Origin of the sequence: Streptomyces sp. NPDC087859 (genome assembly GCF_044742595.1) — a bacterium.
Lineage (GTDB): Bacteria > Actinomycetota > Actinomycetes > Streptomycetales > Streptomycetaceae > Streptomyces > Streptomyces canus_F.
Map to the genome: position 1 here is coordinate 331,029 of NZ_JBIUUU010000012.1, position 12,818 is coordinate 343,846.

The window sequence follows — 12,818 nt, forward strand, 5'->3', positions numbered from 1 at the left end:
TCCCCGGAGCTCTCCCATGAACCGCGCCGCCCGCCGCGCCCTGGCCCGCACCGTTCCGGCAGCCGCACTGCTGCTGGTCCTGACGGCCTGTACCGGCGACTCATCAGCAGCCGCGCAGGCCTCCGGGTCCTCCTCCCCGGCATCGTCGGAGCGGCCGGAGACATCGACGTCCGCCGCACCCGGTGCATCAGCCGACAGGAACACCACCATGGCCATCCGCGTCACCATCGACGGCCGGCCCGTCGACGCCACCCTGAACGACAGCCCTGTCGCCCACGACTTCGCCGACCTGCTCCCGCTCACCCTCGATCTGGAGGACTTCCACCAGACGGAGCGGATCGCGTACCTGCCGCGCAGGCTGACCACCTCCGGCGCCCCGGACCCAGCCGTGCCCCTGGCCGGTGACCTGGCCTACTACGCACCCTGGGGCAACCTGGCGCTCTTCTACCGCGACGCTGACTCCGCCTCCGCCGACCTGCTCATCCTCGGCCACGTCGACGCCGACACCGACCGGCTCGGCACGGCCGACCGCATCACCATCGAAGCCGCCTCCTGACACGTCGGCAGCCAGGTGGCCGCCCCCGGCCACTCCGGCGGCCTCCCCGTCCCATGGCCGCATTCGATCCCGCCATCCCGCCATCCCGTCATTCCACTCAAGGAGAGACCTTCCGCATGCCTTCCACATCCGGAACCACCCCCGGCAAGCTCCCCTTCGTCGTCTGGGTGCTGGCCGCAGGTACGTTCCTGATGGGCACCACCGAGTTCGTCATCGCCGGACTGCTGCCCGAACTGTCCGCCGGCCTCGGGGTCAGCACCTCCCAGACCGGGCTGCTGATCACCGCCTTCGCCATCGGCATGATCATCGGTGCGCCGACCATGGCCCTGGCCACCCTGCGCCTGCCCCAGCGCCAGACGCTGATCCTGGCCCTGGCCGTCTTCAGCCTCGGTCACGTGGTGGCGGCCCTCAGCACCTCCTTCACCATCGTCCTCGCCGCCCGCGTCGTCACCGCGCTGGCCACTGGGGCGTTCTGGTCCGTCGGTTTCGTCGTCGCCACCGCCGCCGCGGGCTCCGAGAGGGCCACCCGCGCCACCGGCGTCATGATCGGTGGGCTGACCCTGGCCAACGTCGTCGGCGTGCCCATCGGCTCCTACGCCGGACAGTTCGCCGGCTGGCGCGGCCCCTTCTGGGCCCTGGCCGCCCTCTCCGCTCTCGCCGCCGTCTCCATCGGGCGTTTCATCCCCGCCCAGGAACAGCGCCCGACCGTCTCCCCGCGCGCCGAGTTCAGTGCCCTGCGCCAGGGCCGGCTCTGGCTGGCGCTGAGCGCCGCCATGCTGATCATGGGCGGTGTCCTGGCGACCTACAGCTACGTCACCCCACTGCTGACCGACCGTGCCGGGATCCCGGCGGGCGCCGTCCCGTTCGTCCTCATCGCCTTCGGCCTCGGCGCCCTGGGCGGCACCACCACCGGCGGCCGTCTCGGTGAGCGCCGTCCGATGGCCACCACCATCACCGCGGCCGCGGCCACCGCCCTGGTCCTGTTCCTGATGATCCCGCTGTCCACCAACGCGGTCACGGCCACCGTCCTGATCTTCCTCATGGGCCTGACCGGATTCACGGTGAACCCCGTGGTCACCTCGCTCGCCATGCGCTTCGCCGGCGACGCCCCCACCCTCACCTCCGCACTGACCACCTCCGCGTTCAATGTCGGCGTGGCCGGCGGTTCCTTCGTCGCGGGTGCGGCCCTGGACTCCTCCCTCGGGCTGACCGGCCCGCCCCTGGTCGGCACGGTCGTCGCCGCCCTCACCCTGCTCCCGCTCATCGCCCTCGCCGTCCACGGCACCTCCGGCAGGAGCCGCATCGTGGCTCAGCGCACTGCCTCGGCCCACGCGCTGACGGACGTATGCGAGCAGACACGGTCGCGTCGCTGAGTCAGTCGTGAGAACGGAGCAACCGACCATGCGGGATCCCGGAAACGACGGCAGCAGCCTGCCGGGCACGCTCGCGCCGCACGGCAGGAGCTCAGCCGAGCCCACGGGCCCGGGCCCCTGGTGACCGTGAACCTCCTTCAGGCGCGGGCCAGTTCCGCCGCGCCGAAGGAGACGTCGAAGCGGTCGCACCAGATGCTGACGCTGGTGTAGCGGGACAGGTCCGCGTCATCGGGCACGGTGTAGTTCTGACTGCCCTTGTTCCCCTTGAGCTTGCCGAGACTGACGTACTCCCCGTCGTCGAACACCCGCCAGCCGTCCCGCCTCTCCTTCACCGGCGCGTCGGTCAACCACACCCGCAGGTCCGGCCCGTTGCTCGTGTCGAGGTGCTCCAACCGGACGACGTGGGTGCCGTCGGCGAGCCGTACCAGCTTCACTGTGCCCGAGGTGGAGTGCTCATGGCTGAGGAGTTCGCCACTCGCCAGTGTCCGCGGCCCGGCAGCCGCGGAGTCGCCGGCGGAGGGCGCCACCGCGGGAGGCGCGGAGCTGGCCACGGCACCGGGCAGCGCCTCGTCCACCGTCTTGTCCTGCCACAGCTTCCAGGGCTGGAACCAGTACAGCCCGAGCCCCACCGCGGCGACGGCCACCACCAGGCCACTGATGAACAGCCGCCCCCGCAGCGCCTTTTGCGTCCGCCCCATTACCGCCTCGCCTTCCGCAAGCTTCCTGTCATTGCCCATTCAACGCAGCGAACGGCCCTCTCACAGCCCGCGAAAGGTGACGGAAGTCTTACGCCTCGGCCCCGGACGGGCTCCCTCGCGTCATGGAACTCTTCGTCAGCGACTGACGGACGTCGCGGCCAGGACACCGGCAATGACCGAGATCCCGGCCAGGAGTCCAAAGAGCGCTGGATAGCCGCCGAGTTCGCCCGCGAGGGCTGCTCCCGCGAAGGGAGCCACTGCGGAGGCGATGGTGACGGGTGCCAGCAGGAGGCCGGAGAGGCGTCCGTAATGGGTGGTGCCCCAGCGGTCGCTGACCGCGGTGGCCTGGAGGAGGGTGAGGTTGCCTCGGACCATGCCCGCTGTGACCGCCAGGAGGAGCAGGAGGGGGTACGGCCCTGATACGACGGCGAGCGCCGCGGTTGTCGCACCGCCTGCCGTGATCAGGGTGACCGTGCGGGTGGTGACGCCGGTACGGCGGGCGAGGGCGGAATACAGGGTGCGGCCCAGCGTCTGGCCCGCGCCGCCGAGACCGAGCGCCCACGCGGCCGCGGTGGGGCTCGCGCCGCGTTCGGTCAGCAGCGGGACCAGGGCGATGACGACGGCGTACATCGCGAAGCCGTTCAGTGTCAGCGCGGCGGCGAGCAGAAGGAAGGGGCGGCTGCGGGCGACCGATCGGTTGTCGTCGGTCTGTCCGGTGGGGTGCGCGGGGGCCGGCGGCCAGGGGGCTCGCAGGCCGAGGGCGTGGGCCGGGATGGTGACGGTGGCGAGGATCAACGCCAGGAGGGTGTACGTGGTGCGCCAGCTGAGGTGTTCGGCGAGGGTTGCCGTCAGGGGTGCGAAGGCGGTCGAGGCGAGGCCCCCGGCGAGGGTGACGATGGTGAGTGCGCGGACGCGGTCCTCTCCCCACCACCGAGTGAGGGCGGCGAAGGCCGGTTGGTAGAAGGTGGACGCCATGGACAGTCCCGCGAGCAGCCAGGCCAGGGTGAAGACGGTCAGGTTCGGTGCGTACGCGAGGGCCAGCACCGCGGCGACGCCGAGGACGGATCCGAGGGTCATCACGGCGCGTGGGCCTCGACGGTCGAGGACTCGGCCGACAGGTACCCCGGCGAGCGCGGAGACGATCAGGGCAGCGGAGAAGGCTCCGGTGGTGGCGGTCGTCGACCAGCCGGTGTCGGCCGTGATGCGGACGTTGAGGACCGGGAAGGCGTAGTAGACGATGCCCCAGCTGGTGATCTGACTGGCGCAGAGGGCGGGCAGGGCGGCGCGAGGCCGCGACCGGTCTCCCGTTCCGGTCGCGGCCTCGCTGGTGTGAAGGCCGGTCATCGGCGGATCAGCAGCAGCCGCCCGTAGCGACAGGTTCCTTCGCGCCGCTGGTGTCGGCCGTTGTCGGGTCGGCGCAACAGGTGCTGCCCTGCTGCTTGGCCAGGGAGTCGGCGTCGGCCTTGACGACGTACACCTCCCAGGGTTCCTGGCCGGGGCCGTGGACCCAGACCTTGTCCTGGAGGGCATAGCAGCAGGTGGTGTCGTTCTCGACGTCGGTGGCCAAGCCTTCTCCGCTCAGCCGCGCGGTGGCGGCGTGGACCTCCTCGGTGCTCGCCACCTCAACGCCGAGATGGTCCATGCGGGTCGCCTCGCCTGCCGCTCCCTCGATCAGGACGAGTTTGAGCGGTGGCTCGGTGATGGCGAAGTTGGCGTAGCCGTCGCGGAGTTTGGCGGGTTCGGTGCCGAAGAGCTTGCTGTAGAAGGCGATGGACGCGTCGAGATCCGGGACGCGGAGGGCGAGTTGTACGCGGGATGTCATGGTCAACCTCCTGGTGTGGATGGGGTGTTCAGCAGCCGCCGGTCGTGGAGGCCGGGGCGGCGGTGCCGATCTGGAGCGTGGTGGGGGCGGCGCAGCATCCGCCGCCGGACTGTTCGGCGTTCTCCGGCTCGTCGAACAGGCCCGCGCCGCCGCAGACTCCGGTCTCCGGCAGGGTCAACTCGACGCGCTCGGCGGCCTCTTGGTCCCCGGCGATCGCGGCGGTGACGGAACGGACCTGCTCGTAGCCGGTCATGGCGAGGAAGGTGGGGGCGCGGCCGTAGGACTTCATGCCGACCAGGTAGACGTCCCGCTCGGGGTGGGAGAGCTCGTTGACGCCGTGCGGGTAGACCGTGCCGCAGGAGTGGACGTTGGGGTCGATCAACGGGGCCAGGGCCGTCGGGGCCTGGAGGCGTTCGTCGAGGCCGAGACGGAGCTCGGAGAGGAAGGAGAGGTCCGGGCGGAAGCCGGTGAGGACGATGACCTCGTCGACCGGGTCGAGGCGGCGACCACTCTCGGCGATGAGGACGAGCCGGTTGCCGTCGCGTTCGACGGCCTGGGTACGGAAGCCGGTGACCGCGCTCGCGTGACCGGCCTCGACGGCCGCCTTCGCACGCAGGCCCAGGGCGCCGCGTGCGGGGAGTTGGTCTGCCTCGCCGCCGCCGTAGGTGTTCGAGCCGATGCCGCGCCGCAGGATCCACACCGCGTGCGTCCCGTCCTCCTTCTTCGCGAGGTCGGCGAGGAGAGCGAGGGCGGTGAAAGCGGAGGCTCCTGAGCCGATGACGGCGGTGCGCCTGCCCGCGTAACGGGCGCGTACGGCCGGGTCGTCGAGGTCCGGGACGCGGTAGGAGATGCGGCCGGCGGCGGCCTTCTCGCCGAGGGCGGGCAGGCCGTCGGCGCCCATCGGGGAGGGCGTGGTCCAGGTGCCGGAGGCGTCGATGACGGCGCGGGCGGTGAGGCGTTCCTCGCGGCCGTCCGAGGTCTCGATGTGCACGGTGAAGGGCTGCTCCTCACGGCCGGCATCGACGATGCGGTCGCGGCCGGCGCGGGCGACACCGGTGACCGCCGTGCCGTAGCGGACCTTGTCACCGAGGACTTCGGCGAGCGGCTGGAGGTAGTACTCGGCCCACTCGCCGCCGGTCGGGTAGGTCGAGGCGTCGGGGCGGACCCAGCCGGTCGGGGCCAGCAGCTTCTCCGCGGCCGGGTCGATGACCTCTCCCCAGGTGGAGAACAGACGGACGTGCGACCACTCGCGCACGGCGGCGCCCGCAGCCGGGCCTACCTCCAGGACCAGTGGTTCGAGGCCACGCTCGACGAGATGAGCGGCAGCGGCCAGGCCGATGGGGCCGGCTCCGATGACCACGACGGGCAGCTGGTCGGTGGTGGGCACGCCGTTGATGGACTCAGCCACTGGATTCCCCTTTGTTTCGACATCCGTCGATCTCTTATGCCGCCAAGGATGGCACCTGTATCGATAGACGTCAACATAGACACTTGTCGAATCTGGATGCTGGCGCACGGAACGCGCCGATGCTCATGGTTCGCCGCGGGGGCGCCCTCGCGACGCACTGCTTGCACTGCGGGCCGGTGCGGGGCGCCCCATGACGACATCGGCCGCCGAGGGGAAGGCGTGGACGCACTCCTCGTTCAGCCGGTACCAGCTGGAGGCACCCTTTCGCTCCACCAGGACGAAGCCCACCTCCGCCAGCCCCTTGAGGTGATGCGAGACCGTCGACTGCCCCACCGCCACGGCCTCGACGATCCGCCCCACGGTCATGGGCTCACCGCTGCGCGCCAGCAGGGTCATGATCTGAATGCGGGTGGGGTCCGCCAGCGCCTTGAACCAGCTCGCGTAGCGCTCGGCCTCGGAACGTTCCAGAAATTCTTTCATCGATAATCGACGATAGTCGATATGAGGGGCATGAGACACCTCCACTCCTCGCCGACTGGTTCGACATGTGTCAACATAGATGCATGTCGAATACGAAGGTGCTGCCGCTGCTGGAACCCGAGGCCGTGGCCCCGTGCTGCCCGCCGCTCACCGAGCGGCCTCTGACCGCCGACGAGGCCGAGAAGACAGCCCTGATGTTCAAGGCGCTCGGAGACCCGGTGCGGCTGCGGCTGTTCTCCGCGGTGGCCTCACATGAGGGCGGCGAGGCGTGCGTGTGCGACATCTCCGACGTCGGGGTCTCCCAGCCGACCGTCTCCCATCACTTGAAGAAGCTCAAGGAGGCCGGCCTGCTCACCTCCGAGCGGCGCGGTACGTGGGTGTACTACCGCGTCGAGCCGTCAGTCGTGGCCGCGATGGGGCGGATGCTCAGCTCCCTGGGCTGAGCCCACCGGACGGGAAGCGGGTGAAAGCGATGGACGGACCGTCGGCGGACCGGCAGGCAGTCCACGACGAACTGGAAGAGGCCCGTGCGGCATTCCACGAGCTTCTCGACGCCGCCACCGACGCCGACCTGCGCAGGCCCACCGACGGCACCCGGTGGACCAACGGGCAACTGCTGTTCCACATGCTCTTCGGATACATCCTCATGAGGCCGCTGCTCGTCCTGATGCGATTCTTCGGACGGCTGCCGCGCGGTGCGAGCCGGGCCTTCGCCCGCGTCCTCGACGCAGGCACTCGGCCCTTCCACGTCGTGAACTACCTCGGCCCGCTCGGTGGCGCGAGGATGCTCGGACGCCGCGGCCTGGGCGCGGCATTCGACCGCGTGATCGCCGGGCTGCACCGGCGCCTCGACGCCGAGCAGGAAGCCCACTTCTCGCTGGCCATGCACTACCCGACGCGCTGGGACCCGTTCTTCCAGGACGTCATGACGATCGCGGACCTGTACCGGTACCCGACCCGGCACTTCGAGTTCCACCGTCGCCAACTCACCTTGCCTGCCGGTCCGCAAGCAGCACGCTGATCTCACGGGCCGCTTCGCGGGCTGGGCGGCCGACGCCGATGAGGGTGGCCGAGGCAGGCCCGGTCCAGTCGCCGTAGCCGAGCAGGTGCAGGCGCGGCTCGTCGACAGCCTGGGTGCCCTCGGTGGCGATGTGCCCGCGCCTGCCTCGGAGTTGGAGCGGGGCCAGGTGAGAGAGGGCGGGGCGGAATCCCGTGCACCAGATGATCGCATCGGCGTCGGCACGGGTGCCGTCGGACCACTCGACTCCGCCGGGCAGGAGCCTGGTGAACATCGGGCTCGCCTTGAGCAGGCCCCGATCGCGGGCCTCGCGCACAGGCGGTACGGCGACGATGTCGCCCAGTGACGCGACGCCGCCCGTGTCCGTGCGGCCCTCGTCCAGGGCGCGGCGGCGGGCGGTGGCCGCGTCGAAGAGGGCGCGGCCGTCGATGTCGTCGGCCAGGTAGCGGGGCCGGCGTGGGGTGACCCAGGTCAGCTCGGTGTCGTAGGCCAGGTCGGCGGCGATCTGGGCGCCGGAGTTGCCACCCCCGACGACCACGACGCGCTGCCCGGCGAAGTCGTACGGGCCGCGGTACTCCACCGTGTGCAGCTGCCGCCCCTGGAAGTGCGACCTGCCTGGGACAGCGGGGAGAAAGGGCCGCCACCACGTGCCCGTCGCGCTGATCACCGCCCGGGCGTGCCAGGTCCCGGAGTCGGTCTCCACACGCAGGAGTTCACCGTCCCGATGCACGCCCGCCACCCGCACCGGCCGTTCGATCGGCAGCTCGTAACGCTTCTCGTAGTCCCGCAGATACGCCACCACATGCTCTGCGTCCGGGTACTCCTGCCCCGCCTGCTGCGGCATGAGCCGGCCGGGCAGCGAGGAGAAGCCCGCCGGAGAGAAGAGGTGAAGCGAGTCCCACATGTGCTGCCAGGCACCGCCGGCCGTCGCCTGGGCGTCGAGGATGACGAAGTCCACGCCGAGGCGGCGCAGATGGTAACCGGCGGCCAGGCCGGACTGTCCGCCCCCGATCACCACCACCTGCGTTCGACGGGTCATGCAGCGGACCGGCCACGCGCGAAGACGAGCGCCACCAGTGCCAGACCGACGACCCCGCCCACGAGTTGGGCGCCGATGAAGCCCGGCAGCGAGCCCGGCGCGATGCCCGCGAACGTGTCGCTGAAGGTCCGGCCGATCGTCACCGCCGGGTTCGCGAAGGACGTGGACGACGTGAACCAGTAGGCGGCACCGATGTACGAGGCCACGGCCACCGGTGCGAACCGGAGCTGGTTCGTGCGGGCGAGGCCGAAGATCAGCAGGACGAGCCCGGCGGTCGCCACCACCTCGCCCAGCAGCAGATGGCCGGCTGAGCGGTCGTGCGTGGACCACTCCACCAAGGGCTTGTCGAACATCGCGTCCGCCAGGACGGCGCCCGCGATCGCGCCGACGATCTGCGCGGGGACGTACGCCGCGACCTCGCGGGCCGTGACACCGTCGCCGCCGCGTCGCGCGGTCCACCACTCGGCCAGCGTGACGACGGGGTTGAAGTGCGCGCCCGACACCGGGCCGAGCAGCAGGATCAGAATGCCGAGGCCGAAGACGGTGGCGATCGAGTTCGCCAGCAACTGGACGCCGACGTCTTGCGTGAGTTCGGTCGCCTGGATGCCGGAGCCGATCACGATGGCGACGAGGAGTGCGGTACCGAGCAGTTCGGCCGCGGCCCGGGACGTCAGCGGGGTACGGGGTGGCGTGGTGCCCGGCGCGGGCTGCGGTTCGCCGGCCATGGCGGCCTCACCGGTTCTGTCGTGCTCGGCGGCCTCGGTGGCGGTCAACAGGACTCCTTCATTGCGGTCGCCGCAGCGACGGTGATCAGGGGCAGGACCGCTTGACGTTGTTCTCGGCGGTGGCGCGCGCGGTCTCCGCCAGGTCGGCGAACTGGCTCGCGAGGGTGGCGATGACGTCGGGCTTGAGCCGGTAGTAGGTGAACCGGCCGCAGGGCTCGGTCTCCACGACCCCGGCCTCGCGCAGCACCTTCAGATGGTTGGAGAGGTTGGTCTGCTTGGCCCCCGTCTCCTCGATCAGGTGCGTGCTGCAGAGCGTCTCCCTGGCGAGCAGGGTGACGATCTGGAGGCGGAGCGGGTCCGCGAGAACCCGCATCAGATCAGTGTCGACTGACGTCATCATGGGCTGATACTGTCACATCACTCCGAGCTGATACCAGCCCGGGCTGAACCCTGGGGCCCGCATCCCCACACCCGTGGGGCCCACGCCCCGAAGGGGTTTCCCATGACCGCATCCCCACCCCCCGTCCCGCCCGACGAACGCCTCGCCAAGCACGTAAGCGTCCGCGTCCGTAGCCACATCACCGCCTCCTCCCCCGGCACGCACCCTGCCGCCGAAGTCGAGCCGGTCGTCGCGCACGTGCGCACCGAGGCCGGTGGGAATCGCGCGGGCTCCTCCCCGAAGCCGCTGACCGAAGAGCTGGTGCAGGCCGCCGGCATCGTCAACACGATGGGCCGTGGGGATGCCTGCCCGATCGTGCCCGGCCGCCGCTACCCGGACTGGCCGGTCACCGTCCCCGAGGGCGCCCCGATCGCCGTCATGCGCCGCATCCACGACGAGATCTACGCCCGCATCGCCGAACTGCTCGACTCGCTGCCGAGCGCCTGGACCCCGTACACCTCGCACTCCTCGTACTAAGGAAGCACCCATGTCCTCCAGCCCGCTCGCCTCCGTGCTCTTCGTCTGCGTCCACAACGCCGGGCGCTCCCAGATGGCCGCCGGTTTCCTGACCCACCTCGCAGGCGACCGGATCGAGGTCCGCTCCGCCGGCTCCATCCCCGGCGACCAGGTCAACCCGTCCGCGGTCGAGGCCATGCAGGAGGTCGGGGTCGACATCTCCGCGGCCGAGCCGAAGATCCTGACCACCGAGGCCGTCCAGGCGTCCGACTACGTCATCACCATGGGCTGCGGCGACGCCTGCCCGATCTTCCCCGGCAAGACGTACCTCGACTGGGCCCTCGAGGACCCGGCGGGCAAGGGCGTCCAGGCCGTCCGCCCGATCCGGGACGAGATCAAGACGCGCATCGAGGCGCTGATCGCCGAGATCGACGCGAAGCGGGAGGCGTGACCTCAGTGACCAACGGAACCGACACGACCGGCGCGAGGTGCGCGACCGGTAGTGACGGCACACGCGAGGTCATCGTCATCGGCTCCGGCCCCGCCGGATACACCGCGGCCCTCTACACCGCCCGCGCCGACCTCAAGCCCCTCGTCTTCGGCGGCGCGATCTTCGTAGGCGGCGCGCTCACCACGACCACCGAGGTCGAGAACTTCCCCGGCTTCCCCGAGGGCATCGACGGCCCGGTCCTCATGGAGAACATGCGCGCCCAGGCGGTGCGCTTCGGGGCCGAGATGGTCGACGACGACATCGTCGAGGTCGATCTGCGCGGCGACGTCAAGACCGTCACCGACACCGCGGGCACGGTGCACCGCGCGAAGACCGTGATCGTCGCGACCGGCTCCGGCTACCGCAAACTGGGCCTCCCGAAGGAGGACGAGCTCTCCGGCCGAGGCGTCTCCTGGTGCGCCACCTGCGACGGCTTCTTCTTCCGCGACCGCGACATCGTGGTCGTCGGCGGCGGCGACACCGCCATGGAGGAGGCCACCTTCCTCACCCGCTTCGCCCGCTCCGTGACCGTCGTCCACCGCCGCTCCATCCTGCGCGCCTCCCAGGTCATGCAGAACCGCGCCTTCGCCGACGACAAGATCTCCTTCGCCTTCGACAGCGAGATCTCGGAGATCAAGGAAGCGGACGGCAAACTCGCCGGGGTCGTGCTGCGCGACGTCCTCACCGGCAAGACCCGCCACCTGGACGTGACCGGCCTGTTCATCGCGATCGGCCACTACCCTCGTACCGAACTCTTCACAGGCCGGCTGGAGTTGGACGACGCCGGCTACCTCAAGGTCCAGTCGCCGTCGACCCGCACGAACATCCCGGGCGTCTTCGGCGCCGGCGACGTCGTCGACCACACCTACCGCCAGGCCATCACCGCCGCCGCCAGCGGCTGCCAGGCCGCCCTCGACGCCGAGCGCTACCTCGAGGGCGGATGAGGCACGTGGCAACGTGGTCGTTGGCCAGTCCCGTAGCCCGCAATGAAGGCGAACGCGAAGGCTTACACCTCGCGACGTGCGCGACCATGACGACGCTGCGCAGTTCGCTCACGTGGCACCGGAACCGTACTCTCTGCCGCCGCGTCACAAGGGCATGAAGCGGACCTTGCTCCTCTCCGCCACCGTCCTTGCGACCGTCGCCCTCACGACCACGTCCTTCGCTCAATCCGGCGCTGACGGCTCACGCACCGCGCCGCCCGCCCTCACCGGTGTCACATGGCACGCCCACACCATCACCGCCGACGGCGTCACTCACCCCGTGCCGAAGGGTTCCCGAGCGGGGCTGACGTTCAACGACGACAAGCACTCCTTCACCGGCTACGACGGATGCAACAGCCTCAGGGGCAACGTGGTCGTGAATGCCGACCAGTCCGCGGTCACCTTCGACGGCAACTACGGGACGACGTTGGTCGCCTGCTACCCGGCCGACCACGTCGACGTCGTACCCCCCGCCGGCACCTACGAGGCCCGAGTAACCGCCCGCACACTCACCCTCGCGGGCCCGGAAGGCCACGTCATCACCCTGAGGCGGTGAGACTTCGCCCTTGTGCTGCCCCACGGGGCTTCAGCCGATGAGTTTTCGGCGGCTGTGCGGTCTACCCGTCGACGAAGGGAGCGCACCATGCGCGAGATCATCGTTTGCACGTTCCTGACGCTGGACGGCGTCATGCAGGCGCCGGGCGGTCCGGACGAGGACGCTGAGAGCGGCTTCGAGCACGGCGGCTGGCAGAAGCCGGTGGACGACGACGAGGTCGGCGCGGCCATCGCCGGTTGGTACGAGCCCGCCGACGCGATGCTGCTCGGCCGCAAGACGTACGACATCTTCGCCTCGTACTGGCCGACCGCCGATCCCGGCAACCCGTTCACCGCTCGGATGAACAGCATGCACAAGTACGTGGCGTCTCGGACCCTGACGTCCGTCGAGTGGCAGAACTCCACACTGCTGGAGGGCGACATCGCCGACGCCGTACGCGACCTGAAAGCGTCCGACGGCGGCAACATCAACGTCGTCGGCAGCGGCGACCTCGCCCAGACCCTCATGCGGCATGGGCTGGTCGACGAGTTCCGGCTGACCATCCATCCGGTGATCATCGGCACCGGCAAGCGGCTGTTCGCCGACGGAGCGATCCCCACGGCGCTGGAGCCGGTCAGCGTCTCGACGACGAAGGGGGGCACCGTCGTCGGCGTCTACCGGCCGAACGGCAAGCCCAGTTACGACAGTTACTAGGATCGACGCCGTGACGGCCTGCCGCTCGGAGCCGCCTTCCCGGACCGGGAGGGCACGGCTCACCCCAGCGTGCGGTAGCAGG

17 protein-coding genes are annotated in these 12,818 nt (G+C 70.4%); 9 read left to right on the top strand and 8 right to left on the bottom strand.

Annotated features, from left to right (window positions below; genetic code table 11):
- Nucleotides 1-16: 16 nt before the first annotated feature.
- Together ACIOHP_RS30040 and ACIOHP_RS30045 are read left to right on the top strand one after the other, a co-directional pair.
- Complete coding sequence (locus ACIOHP_RS30040) at nucleotides 17-556, top strand: cyclophilin-like fold protein (protein WP_401892306.1); 540 nt, start codon at nucleotides 17-19, stop codon at nucleotides 554-556.
- Between the two features lie 116 nt (nucleotides 557-672).
- Nucleotides 673-1,929, top strand: a complete 1,257-nt coding sequence (locus ACIOHP_RS30045; RefSeq protein WP_401892307.1) for an MFS transporter — start codon at nucleotides 673-675, stop codon at nucleotides 1,927-1,929.
- A gap of 137 nt (nucleotides 1,930-2,066) precedes the next feature.
- On the opposite strand, the gene ACIOHP_RS30050 is transcribed toward ACIOHP_RS30045, so the two are convergent.
- The 5 genes from ACIOHP_RS30050 to ACIOHP_RS30070 all read right to left on the bottom strand — a co-directional run bounded on the left by ACIOHP_RS30050 (nucleotide 2,067) and on the right by ACIOHP_RS30070 (nucleotide 6,337).
- Complete coding sequence (locus ACIOHP_RS30050; protein ID WP_401892308.1) at nucleotides 2,067-2,627, bottom strand: DM13 domain-containing protein; 561 nt, start codon at nucleotides 2,625-2,627, stop codon at nucleotides 2,067-2,069.
- A 135-nt stretch (nucleotides 2,628-2,762) separates the two neighbouring features.
- Nucleotides 2,763-3,971, bottom strand: coding sequence for an MFS transporter (locus ACIOHP_RS30055; RefSeq protein WP_401892310.1), 1,209 nt, complete (start codon nucleotides 3,969-3,971; stop codon nucleotides 2,763-2,765).
- 7 nt (nucleotides 3,972-3,978) lie between these two features.
- Nucleotides 3,979-4,449: an ArsI/CadI family heavy metal resistance metalloenzyme gene (locus tag ACIOHP_RS30060; RefSeq protein WP_401892311.1), complete on the bottom strand. Its 471-nt coding sequence runs from the start codon at nucleotides 4,447-4,449 to the stop codon at nucleotides 3,979-3,981.
- 28 nt (nucleotides 4,450-4,477) lie between these two features.
- A complete protein-coding gene (locus ACIOHP_RS30065; protein ID WP_401892313.1) occupies nucleotides 4,478-5,857 on the bottom strand; it encodes an NAD(P)-binding domain-containing protein in 1,380 nt (459 codons plus the stop codon).
- A gap of 123 nt (nucleotides 5,858-5,980) precedes the next feature.
- A complete protein-coding gene (locus tag ACIOHP_RS30070; RefSeq protein ID WP_401892315.1) occupies nucleotides 5,981-6,337 on the bottom strand; it encodes an ArsR/SmtB family transcription factor in 357 nt (118 codons plus the stop codon).
- Between the two features lie 83 nt (nucleotides 6,338-6,420).
- Between ACIOHP_RS30070 and ACIOHP_RS30075 the strand changes: the two genes are divergently transcribed.
- Both ACIOHP_RS30075 and ACIOHP_RS30080 read left to right on the top strand, forming a co-directional pair.
- Nucleotides 6,421-6,780, top strand: coding sequence for a metalloregulator ArsR/SmtB family transcription factor (locus ACIOHP_RS30075; protein WP_351687039.1), 360 nt, complete (start codon nucleotides 6,421-6,423; stop codon nucleotides 6,778-6,780).
- A 29-nt stretch (nucleotides 6,781-6,809) separates the two neighbouring features.
- Nucleotides 6,810-7,358: a DinB family protein gene (locus ACIOHP_RS30080; RefSeq protein WP_401892317.1), complete on the top strand. Its 549-nt coding sequence runs from the start codon at nucleotides 6,810-6,812 to the stop codon at nucleotides 7,356-7,358.
- Here the strand turns inward: ACIOHP_RS30080 and ACIOHP_RS30085 are convergent.
- Genes ACIOHP_RS30085 through ACIOHP_RS30095 form a run of 3 tightly spaced genes read right to left on the bottom strand, consistent with a single transcriptional unit; the run spans nucleotide 7,324 to nucleotide 9,519 of the window.
- Nucleotides 7,324-8,394 (bottom strand): ArsO family NAD(P)H-dependent flavin-containing monooxygenase, encoded by a 1,071-nt coding sequence (locus ACIOHP_RS30085; RefSeq protein WP_401892319.1) that lies wholly within the window; start codon nucleotides 8,392-8,394, stop codon nucleotides 7,324-7,326. The two genes, ACIOHP_RS30080 and ACIOHP_RS30085, sit on opposite strands and share 35 nt — an antisense overlap.
- Complete coding sequence (locus ACIOHP_RS30090) at nucleotides 8,391-9,167, bottom strand: aquaporin (protein WP_401892321.1); 777 nt, start codon at nucleotides 9,165-9,167, stop codon at nucleotides 8,391-8,393. Before ACIOHP_RS30090 ends, ACIOHP_RS30085 begins: the two co-directional genes overlap by 4 nt.
- Before the next feature lie 37 nt (nucleotides 9,168-9,204).
- Nucleotides 9,205-9,519 (bottom strand): ArsR/SmtB family transcription factor, encoded by a 315-nt coding sequence (locus ACIOHP_RS30095; protein WP_401892323.1) that lies wholly within the window; start codon nucleotides 9,517-9,519, stop codon nucleotides 9,205-9,207.
- A 102-nt stretch (nucleotides 9,520-9,621) separates the two neighbouring features.
- On the opposite strand from ACIOHP_RS30095, the gene ACIOHP_RS30100 reads away from it, so the two are divergent.
- The 5 genes from ACIOHP_RS30100 (at nucleotide 9,622) to ACIOHP_RS30120 (ending at nucleotide 12,736) form a co-directional block, all read left to right on the top strand.
- The gene (locus tag ACIOHP_RS30100) at nucleotides 9,622-10,035 is read left to right on the top strand and encodes a low molecular weight phosphatase family protein (protein ID WP_401892325.1); all 414 of its coding nucleotides are present in this window, start codon (nucleotides 9,622-9,624) and stop codon (nucleotides 10,033-10,035) included.
- A gap of 10 nt (nucleotides 10,036-10,045) precedes the next feature.
- Entirely contained in the window at nucleotides 10,046-10,465 is a 420-nt protein-coding gene (locus tag ACIOHP_RS30105; protein ID WP_401892326.1) for an arsenate reductase ArsC, read from the top strand.
- Between the two features lie 5 nt (nucleotides 10,466-10,470).
- Entirely contained in the window at nucleotides 10,471-11,448 is a 978-nt protein-coding gene (trxB, locus tag ACIOHP_RS30110) for a thioredoxin-disulfide reductase (RefSeq protein WP_401892328.1), read from the top strand.
- 154 nt (nucleotides 11,449-11,602) lie between these two features.
- Nucleotides 11,603-12,043, top strand: coding sequence for an META domain-containing protein (locus tag ACIOHP_RS30115; protein ID WP_401892329.1), 441 nt, complete (start codon nucleotides 11,603-11,605; stop codon nucleotides 12,041-12,043).
- A gap of 87 nt (nucleotides 12,044-12,130) precedes the next feature.
- Complete coding sequence (locus ACIOHP_RS30120; protein WP_401892331.1) at nucleotides 12,131-12,736, top strand: dihydrofolate reductase family protein; 606 nt, start codon at nucleotides 12,131-12,133, stop codon at nucleotides 12,734-12,736.
- Nucleotides 12,737-12,818: the final 82 nt, after the last annotated feature.